Source organism: Polynucleobacter sp. P1-05-14 (genome assembly GCF_018881675.1).
Taxonomy (GTDB): domain Bacteria; phylum Pseudomonadota; class Gammaproteobacteria; order Burkholderiales; family Burkholderiaceae; genus Polynucleobacter.
The window spans coordinates 434,214-451,612 of sequence record NZ_JACVPV010000029.1 but is presented as its reverse complement, the minus strand read 5'-3'; the positions used below and the strand labels follow the sequence as shown (position 1 = coordinate 451,612).

At 45.6% G+C, this 17,399-nt stretch carries 15 protein-coding genes; 10 read left to right on the top strand and 5 right to left on the bottom strand.

Annotation, left to right across the window (positions count from 1 at the left end):
• Positions 1 to 23: 23 nt before the first annotated feature.
• Both ICN37_RS10745 and ICN37_RS10740 read right to left on the bottom strand, forming a co-directional pair.
• Positions 24 to 1,304 (bottom strand): polyhydroxyalkanoate depolymerase, encoded by a 1,281-nt coding sequence (locus ICN37_RS10745; RefSeq protein ID WP_216157437.1) that lies wholly within the window; start codon positions 1,302 to 1,304, stop codon positions 24 to 26.
• A gap of 41 nt (positions 1,305 to 1,345) precedes the next feature.
• Complete coding sequence (locus ICN37_RS10740) at positions 1,346 to 2,545, bottom strand: amino acid aminotransferase (RefSeq protein ID WP_216157436.1); 1,200 nt, start codon at positions 2,543 to 2,545, stop codon at positions 1,346 to 1,348.
• Positions 2,546 to 2,714: 169 nt separating this feature from the next.
• Between ICN37_RS10740 and uvrB the strand changes: the two genes are divergently transcribed.
• The 8 genes from uvrB to fdx all read left to right on the top strand — a co-directional run bounded on the left by uvrB (position 2,715) and on the right by fdx (position 10,429).
• Entirely contained in the window at positions 2,715 to 4,868 is a 2,154-nt protein-coding gene (gene uvrB / locus ICN37_RS10735; RefSeq protein WP_370623841.1) for an excinuclease ABC subunit UvrB, read from the top strand.
• 151 nt (positions 4,869 to 5,019) lie between these two features.
• Complete coding sequence (locus tag ICN37_RS10730; RefSeq protein ID WP_215321639.1) at positions 5,020 to 5,589, top strand: Fe-S cluster assembly transcription factor; 570 nt, start codon at positions 5,020 to 5,022, stop codon at positions 5,587 to 5,589.
• 28 nt (positions 5,590 to 5,617) lie between these two features.
• Positions 5,618 to 6,877: an IscS subfamily cysteine desulfurase gene (locus tag ICN37_RS10725; protein ID WP_370623840.1), complete on the top strand. Its 1,260-nt coding sequence runs from the start codon at positions 5,618 to 5,620 to the stop codon at positions 6,875 to 6,877.
• Positions 6,878 to 6,915: 38 nt separating this feature from the next.
• A complete protein-coding gene (iscU, locus tag ICN37_RS10720; protein ID WP_068322308.1) occupies positions 6,916 to 7,302 on the top strand; it encodes a Fe-S cluster assembly scaffold IscU in 387 nt (128 codons plus the stop codon).
• Positions 7,303 to 7,328: 26 nt separating this feature from the next.
• Positions 7,329 to 7,652, top strand: a complete 324-nt coding sequence (gene iscA, locus ICN37_RS10715) for an iron-sulfur cluster assembly protein IscA (RefSeq protein WP_012357505.1) — start codon at positions 7,329 to 7,331, stop codon at positions 7,650 to 7,652.
• A complete protein-coding gene (gene hscB / locus ICN37_RS10710) occupies positions 7,618 to 8,157 on the top strand; it encodes a Fe-S protein assembly co-chaperone HscB (protein ID WP_216157434.1) in 540 nt (179 codons plus the stop codon). The genes iscA and hscB overlap by 35 nt, the downstream gene beginning before the upstream one ends.
• A gap of 28 nt (positions 8,158 to 8,185) precedes the next feature.
• Positions 8,186 to 10,051, top strand: coding sequence for a Fe-S protein assembly chaperone HscA (gene hscA / locus ICN37_RS10705; protein WP_216157431.1), 1,866 nt, complete (start codon positions 8,186 to 8,188; stop codon positions 10,049 to 10,051).
• A gap of 39 nt (positions 10,052 to 10,090) precedes the next feature.
• On the top strand, positions 10,091 to 10,429 hold the full coding sequence (gene fdx, locus ICN37_RS10700; protein WP_215275308.1) for an ISC system 2Fe-2S type ferredoxin: 339 nt from the start codon (positions 10,091 to 10,093) through the stop codon (positions 10,427 to 10,429).
• Between the two features lie 161 nt (positions 10,430 to 10,590).
• Here fdx and ICN37_RS10695 read toward each other — a convergent pair whose 3' ends face one another.
• From ICN37_RS10695 to ICN37_RS10685, 3 genes are read right to left on the bottom strand one after another with little or no spacing between them, the layout of a single operon-like run.
• Positions 10,591 to 11,583, bottom strand: coding sequence for a tripartite tricarboxylate transporter substrate binding protein (locus ICN37_RS10695; RefSeq protein WP_216157428.1), 993 nt, complete (start codon positions 11,581 to 11,583; stop codon positions 10,591 to 10,593).
• 23 nt (positions 11,584 to 11,606) lie between these two features.
• Positions 11,607 to 13,355: a hypothetical protein gene (locus tag ICN37_RS10690; protein WP_112313808.1), complete on the bottom strand. Its 1,749-nt coding sequence runs from the start codon at positions 13,353 to 13,355 to the stop codon at positions 11,607 to 11,609.
• Positions 13,356 to 13,378: 23 nt separating this feature from the next.
• Complete coding sequence (locus ICN37_RS10685) at positions 13,379 to 14,356, bottom strand: AAA family ATPase (protein ID WP_246531446.1); 978 nt, start codon at positions 14,354 to 14,356, stop codon at positions 13,379 to 13,381.
• Positions 14,357 to 14,498: 142 nt separating this feature from the next.
• On the opposite strand from ICN37_RS10685, the gene xsc reads away from it, so the two are divergent.
• Both xsc and ICN37_RS10675 read left to right on the top strand, forming a co-directional pair.
• Positions 14,499 to 16,307, top strand: coding sequence for a sulfoacetaldehyde acetyltransferase (gene xsc / locus ICN37_RS10680; RefSeq protein ID WP_216157425.1), 1,809 nt, complete (start codon positions 14,499 to 14,501; stop codon positions 16,305 to 16,307).
• A gap of 93 nt (positions 16,308 to 16,400) precedes the next feature.
• Positions 16,401 to 17,384: a tripartite tricarboxylate transporter substrate binding protein gene (locus ICN37_RS10675; protein ID WP_112313810.1), complete on the top strand. Its 984-nt coding sequence runs from the start codon at positions 16,401 to 16,403 to the stop codon at positions 17,382 to 17,384.
• The last annotated feature ends 15 nt before the right edge of the window (positions 17,385 to 17,399 follow it).

Below are 17,399 nucleotides of genomic sequence, written 5' to 3'. Positions count from 1 at the left end.
AAAGGCTCCGAAGAGCCCTTAATTTAAGCAGACTTGGTAGTCCGTGTCGCGGTTTTCTTCGTATTCTGATGCTCACGAATGAACGCCTTAATCTTTGGATACACTTTCTCGCGCCAACGACGGCCAGCGAAAATTCCGTAGTGACCTGCGCCCATCACTTCGTAATGATCTTTATCTTGCTTTGGAATGCCTGCACATAAAGCATGCGCTGAACGAGTTTGTCCGCTTCCAGAAATATCGTCTAACTCACCTTCAACTGTAAGCAGGGCAGTCTTTTTAATATCTTGTGGTTTAACTAGTTCACCAGCAACTTCCCATGTGCCATTAGGCAGTGAGTAGTCTTGGAAAACAGTCTTGATGGTATCTAAGTAGAACTTGGAGTCCAAATCTAATACCGCGTTGTATTCGTCGTAGAAGCGAATATGTGATTCAGCATCTTGTTCGTCGCCGCGTACCAAGTTTTGGAAGTAATCCCAATGAGACTGCAAATGGTTTTGCGGGTTCATGGCAATAAAGCCAGTGTGTTGCAAGAAGCCTGGGTAAACGCGACGACCAGCGCCTGGATAGTTAGGCGGCACGTTATAAATCACGTGACTCTCAAACCATTCGTAAGACTTCTGGTCTGCTAAGTTATTTACGGCAGTTGGTGATTTGCGTGCATCAATTGGACCGCCCATCATGATCATGGAGGCTGGTGTTGCTTCACCGGCAGAAGCCATCAATGAGATTGCGCCTAAAGTTGGAACCGTAGGTTGGCAAACAGAAATCACATGCAAATCTTTAGCGCCAATGGTGCGAATAAATTCTTGTACGTAGTGCACGTAGTCATCAAGACCAAATTCACCATCTGCTACTGGTACTAAGCGAGCATCGATCCAATCGGTGATGTAAACCTTGTGATCTTGCAAGAGCGTGCGCACAGTGTCACGCAGCAATGTGGAGTGATGTCCAGATAACGGGGCAACAATTAATACGACTGGATCGTCTTTGAGCTTCTTAATGACTTCGACATCATCAGAGAAGCGCTTGAAGCGCACTAAGTTGCAAAATGGTTTCGCAACCGCAGTTCTTTCATGGATGGCCACTTCTTTGCCATGCGCCACGACTGAACGAATGCCAAATTCTGGCTTCTTGTAATTTTTACCTAGGCGGTAGAGGAGTTCATAGCTAGCGGCTAAACGGTCAGATCCTGGAACTTTAGAAGCGGGATTCGAAGCGTTAATAAAAGCTTCTGAAGCAGCTCTTGCCCATGAACTAACTGGTTGAAGTAGGGCTTTTTGAAATTCGTGTAACTGATATAGCATGGTACCTCCGGTAATTCAGTGTATCCGCTTATTACGCTTTGTTAAGCCAATACGCGGGCGATTGCTTTTGCCACTTTATCAATATTTTTAGTATTGAGGGCTGCGACACAAATGCGTCCAGTAGAGAGTGCATAAATGCCATCTTCTTTCTGTAGGCGCTCAACTTGCTCAGCCGTTAAGCCTGAGTAAGAAAACATTCCACGTTGCTTTTCGATGAACGCAAAATCTTGCTTCACACCAGCAGCAGCGAGTTTTTCTAAGAGACCATGACGCATCGCTTTAATACGATCACGCATTTCTGCCAACTCATCTTCCCAGAGCTTACGCAATTCTGGTGAATTTAAAACAGCGGCAGCAATCGCAGCGCCGTGAGTTGGAGGATTGGAATAGTTTGTGCGAATCACACGCTTCAATTGTGAAAGTACGCGAGTAGATTCATCTTTGCTTTGTGTCACGATAGACAGCGCGCCCACACGCTCACCGTACAGTGAGAATGATTTGGAGAAAGAGCTAGATACAAAGAAAGACATGCCTGACTCAGCAAAGAGACGCACTGCAATGCCGTCTTGCTCAATCCCAGCTGCAAAGCCTTGGTAGGCCATATCCAAGAAGGGGATGAGACCTTTGTTCTTGCAGATATCAATCACTTGGCGCCATTGCGCTTCTGTAATATCTGCACCAGTAGGGTTGTGGCAGCAAGCGTGCAACAACACGGTCGTGTTCTTTGGGAAAGACTCTAAGGACTTCACCATACCGTCAAAATCTACGCCACGAGTTTTGCCGTCAAAGTAGGTGTACTCGACAACATCAAAACCAGCAGATTCAAAAATGCCGCGATGGTTTTCCCAGGTTGGGTTGCTAATCGCGCAAGGCGCATTGAGGTTCAGGCGCTTAATGAAATCCGCACCAACGCGCAATGCACCGGTTCCACCAAGGCATTCGGCTGTGACAACGCGACCGTCTTTAATGAGTGCGGAGTCAGCGCCAAACAATAAATTTTGCACTGCACTGTTATATGGGTTTGGTCCTTCGATTGGAATGTAGCTACGTGGCGAGTGCTTTGCAACAATCGCCTCTTCCGCTTTAATCACCGCCTTAAGAAGTGGAACTTTGCCTTCGTCTGTGTAATACACGCCCACACCTAAATTCACTTTGTCAGCACGTTGGTCTGCAACGTAGGCTTCTGTAAGGCCAAAAATAGGATCTTTAGGGGCTAGCTGGACTGAGGCAAACAGGGTCATATGAGTTTGAAAGTGGTAGTTAGGGGGTGATTAAGGATGGTTTTGTTTGTTGTTGACGTTATATTCAGTTTAATTGTCGGTTTTTGAAGCCAGAATCAACTATTTCCTAAGAAAAACGGCAAAATCATTGTTTGTACAAAATTCGCTGTGAATAACTCTCACAGGTGAAATGATAGCCGAGATGCCCCCTAAGTTGCCCAAAACTGGTCTAAATGTTGAAGTAAAAGAAGTGCAAAAAACCCCTGTGGCAGATCCCTTGGGTGAGGCGGGTCACGACCTCGATCCGGCCAAGTTTGTAAGCTTCCCAGACTCCCCCTATCAGCTCTATCAGCCATTTCCGCCTGCTGGAGACCAGCCCCAGGCCATTGACGCCCTGGTTGAGGGTATTGAAGATGGTCTGACGTTTCAGACACTCTTGGGCGTTACAGGGTCCGGAAAGACCTTCACGATGGCGAATGTCATCGCCAGAACCGGCCGTCCTGCCATCATTTTTGCCCCGAATAAGACCCTAGCTGCCCAGCTTTACAGTGAATTTAGGGAGTTTTTCCCGAGAAACGCCGTTGAGTACTTCGTCAGCTATTACGACTACTACCAGCCAGAGGCTTATGTACCTCAACGCGACCTCTTTATTGAAAAAGATTCCTCTATTAACGAGCACATCGAACAGATGCGTTTGTCTGCAACCAAGAGTTTATTAGAGCGTCGAGACGTCATTATTGTTGCGACCGTATCTGCAATTTACGGCATTGGTAATCCTGGTGACTATCACAGTATGGTGATGACATTGCGTCCTGGCGACAAGATGAGTCAGCGTGATATTTTGATGCGCCTCATTGCGATGCAATACGACCGCAACGAAACGGATTTCAAGCGCGGTGTATTTCGAGTGCGTGGCGACACAATTGATATTTTCCCGGCTGAACATAATGAGTTAGCAGTAAGGGTGGAGTTGTTTGATGATGTCGTGGAGAGTTTGCAATTCTTTGATCCCCTCACTGGCAAGATTCGTCAAAAGATTCCACGCTTCACTGTTTACCCAAGTTCTCATTACGTTACACCTCGCGATACTGTTTTGAAAGCAATTGAAACTATCAAAACAGAGTTGCGCACGCGCTTAGATGAGTTTGTGAAGGATGGCAAACTGGTCGAGGCACAACGTCTCGAGCAACGTACTCGTTTTGATTTAGAGATGCTCAATGAGTTGGGTTTCTGTAAAGGTATTGAGAACTATTCTCGCCACCTGTCTGGTGCCGCTCCGGGCGATGCCCCGCCGACGCTAGTCGACTATTTGCCGAATGATGCCTTGATGTTCTTGGATGAAAGCCATGTCTTAATTGGGCAGCTTAATGCAATGTATAACGGAGATAAATCTCGTAAACATACTTTGGTGGAATTTGGTTTCCGTTTGCCTTCGGCGATGGATAACCGCCCACTCAAATTTACTGAGTTTGAAACCAAAATGCGTCAAACTATTTTCGTTTCTGCAACACCGGCTGATTATGAGAAAACGCATCAAGGACAAGTTGTCGAGCAAGTGGCTAGACCAACTGGTTTAGTCGATCCAGAAATTGAAGTGTTGCCAGCAAGTACACAGGTTGATGATTTGTTAGATCAAATTCATGCACGCGTCAAAGTGCATGAGCGAGTTCTAGTTACTGTATTGACTAAACGTATGGCTGAGCAATTAACGGACTATCTTTCTGATAATGGTGTAAAGGTGAGGTATGTTCACTCAGACATCGATACAGTTGAGCGAGTAGAAATTTTGCGTGACTTACGTTTGGGCGTCTTCGACGTACTGGTCGGTATTAATTTATTACGCGAAGGCTTGGATATTCCTGAGGTATCTCTTGTAGCCATTTTGGATGCCGATAAAGAAGGCTTCTTACGTTCAGAACGCAGCCTGATACAGACCATAGGCCGTGCTGCTCGTAACGTTCGTGGCAAAGCCATTTTGTACGCCGATCGGATTACCGACTCCATGAAACGCGCAATGGGCGAGACCGAAAGACGGCGAACCAAGCAAATTGCCTTCAATAAGCTTCATGGGATTGAGCCTAAGGGCGTCAAAAAGCGCATTAAGGACATTATTGATGGCGTCTATGACGTCAAAGAGAAGCGTCAGGAGATGCAGGTTGAGCAGGAGCGGGCTCATTATGAAGATATGAGTGAGAAGGACTTGGCGGCTGAAATTAAGCGCCTAGAGAAGCAAATGAACGCTGAAGCCAAGAATTTGGAGTTTGAAAAGGCTGCCAGCACCAGGGATAGACTCACTAAGGTTAAAGAAATGGCTTTTGGGGCCAGATCTAGGGACTCTGTCTAAAGATTCGGCGGCCAATTCCTGGCTTCCATTGAGGTTTTTTGGGATAATTCCCGAGCAATTTGATAGGGAATATGGTAAAGTTGAGTGGAATGGTCGGGTATTACCCGCCCGACTGTTAGCTGTCCATAACAATCCATTACCAAGGTGACATATGAGACTTACAACCAAAGGTCGTTTTGCAGTAACCGCAATGATTGATTTAGCCCTGCGTGAAACGCATGGTCCCGTAACTTTGGCCGGAATTAGCCAGAGACAAAAGATATCCCTTTCTTACCTCGAGCAATTGTTCGGCAAATTACGCCGTTTCAATATCGTGGAGAGCACTCGTGGTCCTGGTGGTGGTTACACCTTGGCGCGTCCGTCCTCTGAGGTGAGTGTGGCTGACATTATTGTTGCTGTCGATGAACCTCTCGATGCAACCCAATGTGGTGGCAAAGGTAACTGTCATACCGATGAAGAAAATCATGGTCGCTGTATGACGCATGATCTCTGGAGCAATCTCAATTCCAAAATGGTTGAGTACCTGAGTTCGGTGAGCTTGAAAGACTTGGTTCATCAACAAGAAGGGCGCGGCATTGTGATTCAAGATATGCGTCAAAAGAAAATTAAAGTTGAAAGCTCTAAAGCAGATAAGCCTGCTACAGCACTTGCAGCTAAAAAAGAAGTGGCACCTAAAGCACCATTAGTGAATTCTGTATTCAATTTGGCGCGCCAAAGTTAATAACGTATTACCTACCTATAAATAAATCATGAACGCACCACAAGACCTTCCTAAGCAACCGGTTCCAATGTTTAGCCCTAAGCACTTCCCTGTGTACATGGACTATTCAGCTACAACGCCGATTGATCCGCGTGTGGTTGAAAAAATGCTGCCTTATTTGCGCGAGCAGTTTGGTAACGCCGCATCCCGTAGTCATGCTTATGGCTGGGCTGCAGAAGAGGCGGTTGAGTGGGCGCGTTCAGAGGTTGCTCAATTAGTACACGCTGATTCAAGAGAGATTGTGTTTACAAGCGGTGCTACTGAAAGTATTAATCTTGCATTAAAAGGCGCAGCACATTTTTACAAAGATCGCGGTAATCACATCATCACCGTCAAGACCGAGCACAAAGCGACTTTAGATACTTGTCGTGAACTTGAGCGCGAAGGTTTTGAAGTGACTTATTTAGATGTATTGCCTAATGGTCTGATTGATTTTGCGCAGCTTGAAGCTGCAATGAAGCCAGGCACAATTTTGGCTTCAGTGATGTATGTCAATAATGAAATCGGTGTGGTGCAAGATATTCCTGCAATTGGTGAGTTGTGCCGTTCACGTGGTGTAATTTTTCATGTGGATGCAGCGCAAGCAACTGGCAAAGTGGACATTGATCTAGAAAAGATCAAAGTGGATTTGATGAGCTTTTCTGCTCATAAGACTTATGGCCCTAAAGGTATTGGCGCTTTGTTTGTGCGTCGTAAGCCACGTATTCGTATTGAGGCGCAGATTCATGGCGGTGGCCATGAGCGCGGTATGCGTTCTGGAACCTTGGCGGTTCACCAAATCGTTGGTATGGGCGAAGCCTTCCGTATTGCTCGTGTTGAAATGATCGAAGAGAACAAGCGTATTCGCGGACTGCGTGACCGCTTACTCAATGGCTTGAAAGATATTGAAGAAGTCTATGTCAACGGCGACATGGATGATCGTGTTCCGCATAACCTCAACATTAGCTTTAACTATGTTGAAGGCGAGTCTATGTTGATGGCGCTCAAAGATTTGGCGATCTCCTCTGGTTCAGCGTGTACCTCAGCATCGTTAGAACCTTCTTATGTATTGCGTGCCTTGGGTCGCAACGATGAATTGGCACATAGCTCCATACGCTTTACCTTGGGTCGCTTTACGACTGAAGAAGAGGTGGACTTCACTATCAAGTTGGTAAAAGAGAAGATTGCCAAGTTGCGTGAGTTATCTCCGCTCTGGGAAATGTATAAAGATGGAATCGACATCAGCACGATTCAATGGGCTGCACACTAAAAGATATTTAAAGATAAAGAAATTAAAGAGGAAATACCATGGCATATAGCGAAAAGGTCATCGACCATTATGAAAATCCCCGTAATGTTGGCTCATTTGAAAAAGGCGACGACAGCGTAGGTACTGGTATGGTTGGAGCTCCAGCCTGCGGCGACGTAATGAAGTTACAGATTCGCGTGAACGATCAAGGTGTAATTGAAGATGCTAAGTTTAAGACTTATGGATGCGGCTCTGCAATTGCCTCCTCTTCACTAGTAACCGAGTGGGTTAAAGGTAAGACATTAGATCAAGCACTTGAGATCAAGAATTCATTGATCGCAGAAGAGTTGGCTTTACCGCCAGTAAAAATTCACTGCTCTATCTTGGCTGAAGATGCCATTAAAGCGGCGGTAGCTGACTACAAAGAAAAGCACCCAGCGAAATAAAGAGTAAAGAATAAGCAGGCATAACTATGGCAATTACCCTAACTGACAAAGCAGCTGCACACGTAAACCGCAATCTTGAGAAACGCGGCAAGGGTTGTGGCTTACGCTTGGGCGTTCGCACAACAGGTTGCTCTGGCTTGGCATATCAGCTTGAGTATGTGGATGAGCCTGCTGCTGAAGATCAAGTATTTGAGTCTAATGGTATTAAGGTATTTGTGGATCCAAAAAGCTTGGCTTACCTGGATGGAACGGAGCTAGATTTTGTGCGCGAGGGTTTGAATGAAGGATTTAAGTTTCAAAATCCAAACGTAAAAGATGAGTGTGGTTGTGGCGAATCCTTCCGCGTCTGACGATTACTTCCGCTTCTTTGGATTAAATCAGCAGTTCAAAATCGATTTGCCTGCTCTAGATCAGGCATACCTGGCAATTCAGAAAGAAGTTCATCCTGATCGCCATGCGCGTGGTAGTGATGCAGAGCAACGCCTTGCTATGCAGATGGCTACCTTTGCTAATACTGCTGTTCAAACACTAAAGAATCCCATCCAACGTGGCCTCTATATTTGCCAGCTTCATGGCGTTGATGCCAAGCTAGAAACCAATACTGCCATGCCTGCTGCTTTTCTGATGAAGCAAATGGAATGGCGTGAGAATTTAGATGAACAAGCGGAAGACTTGCCTGCACTTGAAGTCTTGATGGCTGAAGTAGAGCAATCAAAACAAGATACGCTTGCAGAAATCGCCCAAGCCATTGATGCCGCCAAAAACTATGTACGTGCCGCGGAGCTACTTCGTGGCTTGCTCTTCATTGATAAGTTTGCGGTTGAGCTTGATGATGCCATCGCAGCCTTAATCTAGTCCCCACTCAAGCTAAACTCTATCTCCTATGGCCTTATTACAAATCTCTGAACCCGGTAAATCACTCGCGCCCCATCAGCGCCGTATTGCTGTGGGCATTGATTTGGGGACCACTAATTCTTTAGTAGCCATTGTGCGTGATGCCTTGCCTAAGGTGTTACCAGATGCGCAGGGGCGCGAGCTACTTCCATCCGTTATTCGTTATTTGCCTAATGGTAGAACTCAAGCTGGCTTTGAAGCGCTTGAGAGCGTGGTCATTGACCCAAAAAACACCATTGTTTCAGTGAAGCGTTTCATGGGTCGCGGCTTGTTGGATGTCGAGAATATTGAAAGCGCCCCATACGACTTTGTTGATCAACCGGGCATGCTTAAACTCAGAACAGTTGCTGGGGATAAGAGTCCAATTGAAGTCTCGGCAGAAATCTTGGCGCGCTTGCGTCAATTAGCGGAAGATTCTGTATCTGATGAGATTGTTGGCGCTGTGATTACAGTCCCTGCTTACTTTGATGATGCACAGCGTCAAGCAACCAAAGATGCTGCTAAGTTAGCTGGCATCGAAGTTCTCCGTTTATTGAATGAGCCGACTGCTGCTGCGATTGCCTATGGATTAGATAATGCCTCTGAAGGCGTCTATGCAGTTTATGACTTAGGTGGCGGAACATTTGATATCTCGATACTGCGCATGAGTCGCGGTGTCTTTGAGGTGCTCTCTACAGGCGGTGATTCTGCTTTAGGTGGTGATGACTTTGACCACCGCTTGTACTGCTGGGTAATTGAGCAGGCCAAGCTTCCCCCTTTATCCATTCATGATCATCGTACGCTGCTACAGGCCTGTAAGCATGCCAAAGAGCTACTAAGCCACAACCCTCTGGCGCGCGTTCACGAGACGCTGGCAGATGGTACGGTAGTTAATGTTGGCGTTAGTCAGGCGCAGCTCTTTGAGATAACCCAAAATCTAGTAACCAAGACTTTGATAGCGTGTAAAAAAGCTTTGCGTGATGCTGGTCTTAAAGCTGAAGATGTTAAAGGTGTAGTAATGGTGGGCGGCTCAACCCGTATGCCAAATGTACAACGCGCTGTTGGCGAACTCTTTGGCACCCAGCCATTGAACAATCTGAACCCCGATCAAGTAGTTGCATTGGGTGCGGCGATGCAAGCTGATTTATTAGCTGGCAATCAAAGCAAAGATGATGAGTGGCTCCTATTGGATGTTATTCCGTTATCGCTTGGTATTGAAACCATGGGCGGTTTGGTAGAAAAAATCATTCCACGCAATACACCTATACCGGTAGCTAGAGCGCAAGACTTCACGACCTTTAAAGATGGACAGACTGCCTTAGCTATTGCGGTGGTGCAGGGCGAGCGCGAACTTGCGCAAGACTGTCGCTCATTAGGTAGGTTTGAATTACGCGGCATACCGGCAATGGCTGCAGGCGCAGCCCGTATCCGGGTCACCTTTCAGGTGGATGCCGATGGTTTATTGTCTGTAAGCGCGGTAGAGCAAGGCTCTGGCGTAAAAGCATCCATTGATATCAAGCCCTCTTATGGCCTAACTGATGCAGAAATTACTCGCATGCTGCAAGACGGTTTTGCATCTGCTAAAGAGGATTTGCTTTCGAGATCATTGCGTGAAGAGCAGGTAAATGCGCAGCGCTTATTAGATGCAGTGCAAACGGCGCTAGCAAGTGATCGCTCTTTACTGAGTTCGGCAGAGCAGAAAGAGGTTGATCAAGAGATGGCAATCCTACAAAAGATCTTAAATGAAGAAACTGATAGCGCTATTGTTCGCAAGGCCGTTGATCATGCCGCCAAGGCGACTGATGACTTCGCACAAAAACGCATGAACGCTAGTATTAAGAAGGCTTTATCTGGCAAGAATGTTGCTGAAATTTAAGTAAATAAAATACAAACTGAATACCAATAGAAAAGAATCATGACTCAAATCGTTGTACTACCGCATAGTGAATATTGTCCTGAAGGTGCAGTTGTTGAGGTTGCCCCAGGCACTTCGATTTGCGAAGCTTTGTTAGAGAATGACATTCCCATTGAGCATGCTTGCGATATGGTGTGCGCTTGCACTACTTGCCATGTGATCGTGAAAGAGGGCTTTAACAGCCTTAATCCTCCTGATGAGAATGAGGAAGATATGCTCGATCGTGCATGGGGGCTAAACCCGCAATCCCGTTTATCTTGCCAAGCCATTGTTGCCAAACAAGATTTAGTGATTGAAATCCCTAAATATTCAATCAATCACGCCAAAGAGAATCACTAATGCACCAAAACAATGCATTAATGCCTACAATCATGCATCCCTAATACGGAGAGCTTTCTAGCGGGACTAATATGAAGTTGTAGTTCATTCTTTAGGTAGTACCTCCAAAAAAATCTTTTAAGCCATCCTTCGGGGTGGCTTTTTCTTTGCTAGTTTTTAAATTATTGCGTAGGAATATTTCTCGCCTTAATTACTTTTTCCCAGTTTGCAGATTCGACCTGTATTTTGGTGTCTACATCCTTGCTCTTCATCATCATTGGTGTCAAGCCGTTGGTATCCATATTGGCAAGTAGAGACGGCGCCTTAAATGATTTCTCAGTTGCGACATAAATTTTGTCAATGATAGATTGTGGGGTGCCTGCTGGAACTGCTAAGGCATACCAGCCGGTATTTTCAAATCCAGGAATACCTGCTTCAGAGGCTGTGGGAACATTGGGGAGTTGCTTCAATCTTTTGCTGCTGGTAACAGCAAGCGCTTTTACTTGACCTGCTTTAGCAAACCCTCCGGTTGCTGGAAAATTCCCAGCCATAAAATCAATTTGTCCAGCAATCAAATCATTTAATGCAGGGTTCTCACCTTTATAGGGCACATGCGTCGCATGAATTCCTGCGGAGTACAGAAAATTCTCGTTAGCCATGTGTATCTGGCTCCCAATGCCAGCTGATCCAAAGTTCAACTCTTTTGTTTTGGCTAAGGCAATAAGTTCTACAAGCGTATTGACTGGTAGTTTTGGGCTTACTGCAATCACCATAGGAACGGTTGCTATGGCAGTGATATAAGTTAAATCCTTTATATAGTTAATAGAGGATTTTTTATAGATGAAGGGATTGACGGTCATCATGCTGCCAGAAGCTAGCAGGATGGTGTAGCCATCCGCTGGCGATTTGGCAACCATTTCTGCGCCGATATTGCCGCCGGCACCTCCACGGTTTTCAACAATCACGTTTTGACCAAGATTCTTAGCAAGTTCTTGGGAAAGTATTCTTCCTAGAATATCTGCGCTTCCACCTGCAGCAAACGGAACAATCATTTTGATCGGTTTATCGGGCCATGATTGCGCAGAGATATTGGCAGAAGAAAATATGCCTAGTGTTGCGCAAAGCGCAAGAATAATTCTATTATTTTTGGTAAAGATGCTATTTAAAAGTTGCATGGTATTTTTCTCCAACTACTTTGTTATGAATATTTTTTATTGATAAAAGAGGATGCCTTAAATTCTCCAGCCCAATTTTTTAGGGTGCTTGCCACATTACTGGGATCTTCATCCCAGCTAAGACGGTGTTGAAAAGCGGGTCGTAATTCTGATCCAATTCCGCAACCCCACAATTGAAGATGGGGTTGCTGCTCACACCAAGAAATAGCCTGCAAAAGATGATCTTTTAGAAACTCTTCACCGTTTGCCTCAATAGTCGCTCGATCCATTGGACACCCATCAGAAAAGAGGATGAGTGTTTTATTGGAATGCTTATTGCGATCAGTCTTTTGCAAGCGCTCCACAGCCCATAGAAGTGCCTCGCCATCAACGCTCTCGGTATAGATTTCTGGGCGCAATAGTGCAGCGATACCAGCTCGAGATCTTCTCCAACTGGTATCGAAGTCTTTAAAAATCCAATGCGCTCGTTCATTGAGTCGGCCAGGATTGGATGGCTGACCACTTTTGCGCCACTCTTTGAAAGGTTTTCCACCTTGCCAGGTATTGGTGCTGTATCCGAGCACTTCAGTTTTAATGCCAGCCCGCTCAAGGATTCTCACTAAAGAATCAAGGCAAGCGGCAATTTTGACGCGCTGCTCTTTCATGGAGCCAGAACAATCTACTAAAAGTGTAACCCTAGCATTTACTTGGCTAGTAGGTATCAGTTGCTTGTACAGTGCTGGCTGCAGTGGGGAAGTTACAGTACGAGTAAGATAGCGCCGATCAAGAACTGCCTCAGCCTCAGTGGTTTGCCAGTGATTGGGGGCATTACTTGAAAATAATTGCTGGTACATGCGAATGAGCTTTGCCCAGGGAATATTTTGTTTGGCTATTTCAGCATTCAACTGATCTTGATAAACAGCCAATTGGGCTAATCTGATTTTTTTCTTAGCCTCAACCTCGGTGTCATAACTTGAGTTGTAAATGACATACTTTTCAAGTGATTTCTGAGCTTGGTGTCGCCTCTCGCTCGAAGATGTTGCTGGACTTTTAAAATCTACCGAAATTTTTCCGGCATGTGGTGGCACCCATTCAATTTTTAGTTGGGTTGCGCTTTGACTTTTGCGTTTGGTGCGAATGCTGGGATTATTGCGGTACTCATTAGCAATTAATCCAGATACTAGATTAATCACTTCATGCGAGGTATTCCCATACTGTGCTTGGTCGTATCGGTTGGCTTTTAGTTTCACTAAAAGAGGCCCCATACTTTCAGCCAATCCAGCTCTGGTGGCTTCCACGATATCTTGCATTAACTGCGGAATAGGTTGGCTATTGAGTTTCATCCAAACCGTTGAAAAGATCGTGATGAGTAAAAGGCCGATACTTCCTTCCACTCCGCCACTGGCAATGAATTGCTGCATCCAAGCGATAAATTGAGTCTGAACATTTTGCTGGCTGCCTTTGAGCTCATCTGGACAATTGCTCTCTACTCGAATTTGCTCTAAGACTTCAAATATCAGCGATTCAATCATGCCTTCAGGTGTTAGTGATGCATGTATATCGGCATCCGAATACCGAAGACGCAATGCAATGCCATCCAATATCCCTCTTGGGAATGCCCATGATGTTTTGAGATTCTCTAAATTGAGATGTGGCGCAATAGAGTCCAGCGGCGCAGATTGATGAAAAAGTTGCCAATCGCGAATTTGCGCGCTTGCTTCCCCAGACAATGAACGAATCATCGCACCATATTGCTGCTGCTGTTCGAAGTCTTGGTGAGTTTGGGTTTGCAAGGTGAGTCTAATCGCGCCTAAAGTTATTTCGTATTTAAATCAAGCTCGCTAGCGAAGCAGCGTTGGTAGTATTCAGCTACCAATGCTTTTTCTTCGGATTCACATTTGTTTAAAAATGCGAGAGCAAATGCAATCTGCAAGTCCTTAAAAATGCGCCAATTTTCTCCCCAGGTAATAAGGGTTCTTGTTGACATTAATGTCGAAATGTCTCCGGCTGCAAAGCCGCTTCTAGTCAGGTTCGCAAGGCTAATCATCGCTTTTGCTTGGGCATCAGAAAGCTCTGGTACTTTTGCCATTAAAATCTTTTGCTCTTCGCTGGGCTCAAGATAGTTAAGCGCAGCGACGATATCCCAACGATCCATTTGGCCGTGGTTTAGTAATTGTGTGCCTTGATATAACCCATTCCAATTTCCTAGTCCAACTGTATTGCTGGTAGCAAAGATGCGAAATGCAGGATTGGGATTAATGACCCTATTTTGATCGAGTAGAGTAAGGCGACCTTCGCGCTCCAACATTCTCTGAATGACAAACATGACATCTGGTTGACCGGCATCGTATTCATCTAGGATGAGTGCAACAGGGCGTTGCAGGCTCCAAGGTATGAGGCCTTCTTGAAAGCGGGTAATTTGCTTTCCATCCTCTAGACCAATGACATCTTTTCCGATGAGATCCATCCGAGTAATTTGGCCATCTAGGTTGATGCGTAAGCAGGGCCAATTTAAACGGGCTGCAACTTGCTCAATATGAGTGGATTTGCCAGTGCCGTGCATGCCCTGAAGCATCACTCTGCGATTAAAGGCAAATCCAGCCAGAATGGCTAAGGTTGCCTCTGGATTGAGTTGATAGCTAGGGTCGATAGCCGGCACAAGCTCGGTGGCCTTATTAAAGGCAGGGATCTGAAAGTCTGCAAAGCCCTTGCACTCTGGAAAGGCGGAGTGCAAAGAAACCCTCTTTTCGGGCTGTAAACCCATTAAATCGATTGAAGATGTGCTTTCAGCCATTTCTTTGCCTTTAAAAGTCTTAATATGTTGTCAAATATATTCCAGATTGGGGTTTATATGCTTGACTTTCCTAAAAATACGCTATTATTATTCATATTGTAGAACAAAATGTTCCGTTTAATCGAATACCTAGGAGAGCTTTATGTCTAAGTCTGGCACTAATTTACCCACTGGCCCGCAGAAAATGACCCCTTCCGAAGCGTTTGTGGAGACCATGGTCGCCAACAAGGTGAAGGATATTTTTGGAATCATGGGCTCTGCCTTTATGGATGCAATGGATATTTTTGCTCCAGCGGGGATTCGCTTGATTCCGGTAGTGCATGAACAAGGTGCTGCACACATGGCCGATGGCTATGCTCGTGTTAGCGGAAGTCATGGTGTTGTCATCGGACAAAATGGCCCTGGCATTAGTAACTGCGTTACTGCAATTGCAGCGGCTTATTGGGCTCATAGTCCTGTGGTGATCATTACTCCTGAAACAGGAACCATGGGTATGGGCTTAGGTGGTTTCCAAGAAGCTAACCAATTGCCAATGTTTGAAGAATTCACAAAGTATCAAGGGCATGTAAATAATCCTAAGCGTATGGCTGAATTTACTGGCCGCTGTTTTGATCGCGCATTATCTGAAATGGGTCCAACTCAGCTCAATATTCCACGTGATTATTTTTATGGCGAAATAGAAGTAGAAATTCCACAACCAAATCGTCTTGATCGCGGGCCTGGTGGCGAGAAGAGTTTGGATGAGGCTGCAGAGCTCTTAGCAAATGCTAAGTTCCCCGTGATCATTTCTGGCGGCGGCGTGGTAATGGGCGATGCTGTAGAAGAATGCAAAGCCTTTGCAGAGCGCTTGGGTGCTCCTGTAGTGAATAGCTACCTACATAACGATTCATTCCCTGCAAGCCATCCTTTGTGGTGCGGCCCTTTGGGCTACCAAGGCTCCAAGGCTGCAATGAAGTTGATGGCGCAGGCAGACGTAGTCGTGGCTCTTGGATCACGTCTTGGACCTTTTGGAACATTGCCACAGCATGGCATGGACTACTGGCCTAAGAATGCCAAGATTATTCAAATCGATGCTGATAACAAGATGCTTGGCTTAGTGAAGAAAATTTCAGTAGGCATTTGTGGTGATGCTAAGGCTGCTGCAGTGGCATTAACCAAGCGTTTAGAAGGTAAGAAATTAGCTTGTGATGCTACCAAAGCAGAGCGCGCTAAGACCATTGCTGCTGAAAAAGCCGCATGGGAAAAAGAGTTGGATGAGTGGACTCATGAAAAAGACCCATTTAGTCTTGACATGATTGAAGAGCAGAAAAAAGAAGTGACTCCAACAGGTGGTCATTACTTGCACCCACGTCAAGTTTTGCGTGAGCTTGAGAAGGCTATGCCTGCTGATGTAATGGTGTCTACCGATATTGGCAATATCAACTCGGTTGCTAATAGCTATCTTCGCTTTGAAAAGCCACGTAGCTTCTTTGCTCCAATGAGTTTTGGTAATTGCGGTTATGCACTACCAACCATTATTGGAGCTAAAGCAGCCGCCCCTAATCGTCCAGCGGTTGCATATGCTGGCGATGGCGCTTGGGCAATGAGTATGGTCGAGATTTTGACGGCGGTTCGTCATGACATTCCAGTTACGGCGATTGTGTTCCACAACCGTCAGTGGGGTGCTGAGAAAAAGAACCAAGTGGATTTCTATAACCGTCGCTTCGTAGCGGGTGAGTTAGAGAGCCCAAGTTTTGCAGGCATTGCGCAATCCATGGGTGCCGAGGGAATTGTGGTCGACCAGCTTGATCAGGTTGGCCCAGCACTCAAGAAGGCAATTGATATGCAGATGAAGGAAGGTAAAACTTGTGTAATCGAGATCATGTGTACTCGTGAACTCGGTGATCCATTCCGTCGTGATGCATTAGCTAAGCCAGTACGTTTCTTGGATAAATACAAAGATTACGTATAAGTCACTACGAGCAATAAGAAAAGGTCCGGTTTAGCTGGACTTTTTCTTTTGCACTTGACTAACCCCATTCGCACTTTGCTGAGGTCTGTTTTTATGAATAGCCTAGTAATAAAAGGTTTTAAATATTTTTTAACTTGCTTTGGCTTAATTTTGCTTTCAAGCAATGTGATAGCGGATGTCTATCCCAGTAAGCCTATCAGGCTAATTGTCCCCTTTCCACCGGGAGGGCCAACTGATATTGTTGCTAGACCGTTAGCAGTTCTTCTGGGTGATCGCCTTAAAGAGCAAATCATTATTGAGAATAAAGGCGGTGCTGGCGGTTCAATTGGCGCTGATCTTGTCGCTAAATCTTTACCAGATGGCTACACCTTGTTTATGGGTACTGTAGGAACAAATGCAATCAATGGCAGTTTGTATAAACAGCTGCCATATGACATGACTAGAGATTTCACACCAATTGCTTTGGTTGCCACCGCTCCTGTTGTCATTGTGGTTAATTCAAGTGATCGCATTAAAACGCTTGCTGAGTTAATTGCTGAGGCCCGTTCAAAACCCGATACGATTGCGTATGGAACAGCTGGAAATGGAACTCCAGGACATTTAACCGCGGCCTTATTTGAATCAACTACTCAGATCAAGCTAAAACATATTCCCTACAAGGGTAGTGCGCCTGCTGTTACAGATCTGATTGGCAACCAGATACCATTAGTCTTTGATCCGATTCAATCGGTATTGCCGCACATCTCATCAGGAAAGCTGCGTGCTTTAGCGGTAACCAGTAAGACGCGCTCACCTTTATTGCCTAACGTACCAACGGTTGCAGAATTGGGATACCCCCAGTTTGAGTCAACTGCTTGGTGGGCCTTATTTGGTCCAGCGAAATTGCCAGATTCAATCACCAAAAAATTAAGAGTCGATACAGAGAGGGTGGCCCAATCAGCTGCGTTCAAAGAGCGGTTGGGTAACTTGGGGGTTCAGCCAAATACAGACTTCAAAGAGAGTTTGGCTAACTTCCAAACTAGTGAGATTGCGAAATGGGCTAGGGTTGTTAGAGATTCTGGCGCCACTATTGATTGATAGTAGATGAATGAG

What these genes read in the sequence shown, in the direction of transcription:
- hscB (WP_216157434.1), top strand. Translation starts at nt 7,618, where the DNA reads ATGAGTGTGGTTGTGGCGAATCCTTCCGCGTCTGACGATTACTTCCGC.
- iscA (WP_012357505.1), top strand. Translation starts at nt 7,329, where the DNA reads ATGGCAATTACCCTAACTGACAAAGCAGCTGCACACGTAAACCGCAAT.
- fdx (WP_215275308.1), top strand. Translation starts at nt 10,091, where the DNA reads ATGACTCAAATCGTTGTACTACCGCATAGTGAATATTGTCCTGAAGGT.
- ICN37_RS10740 (WP_216157436.1), bottom strand. Translation starts at nt 2,545, where the DNA reads ATGACCCTGTTTGCCTCAGTCCAGCTAGCCCCTAAAGATCCTATTTTT.
- uvrB (WP_370623841.1), top strand. Translation starts at nt 2,715, where the DNA reads ATGATAGCCGAGATGCCCCCTAAGTTGCCCAAAACTGGTCTAAATGTT.
- ICN37_RS10730 (WP_215321639.1), top strand. Translation starts at nt 5,020, where the DNA reads ATGAGACTTACAACCAAAGGTCGTTTTGCAGTAACCGCAATGATTGAT.
- hscA (WP_216157431.1), top strand. Translation starts at nt 8,186, where the DNA reads ATGGCCTTATTACAAATCTCTGAACCCGGTAAATCACTCGCGCCCCAT.
- ICN37_RS10745 (WP_216157437.1), bottom strand. Translation starts at nt 1,304, where the DNA reads ATGCTATATCAGTTACACGAATTTCAAAAAGCCCTACTTCAACCAGTT.
- ICN37_RS10675 (WP_112313810.1), top strand. Translation starts at nt 16,401, where the DNA reads ATGAATAGCCTAGTAATAAAAGGTTTTAAATATTTTTTAACTTGCTTT.
- ICN37_RS10685 (WP_246531446.1), bottom strand. Translation starts at nt 14,356, where the DNA reads ATGGCTGAAAGCACATCTTCAATCGATTTAATGGGTTTACAGCCCGAA.
- xsc (WP_216157425.1), top strand. Translation starts at nt 14,499, where the DNA reads ATGTCTAAGTCTGGCACTAATTTACCCACTGGCCCGCAGAAAATGACC.
- ICN37_RS10725 (WP_370623840.1), top strand. Translation starts at nt 5,618, where the DNA reads ATGAACGCACCACAAGACCTTCCTAAGCAACCGGTTCCAATGTTTAGC.
- ICN37_RS10695 (WP_216157428.1), bottom strand. Translation starts at nt 11,583, where the DNA reads ATGCAACTTTTAAATAGCATCTTTACCAAAAATAATAGAATTATTCTT.
- iscU (WP_068322308.1), top strand. Translation starts at nt 6,916, where the DNA reads ATGGCATATAGCGAAAAGGTCATCGACCATTATGAAAATCCCCGTAAT.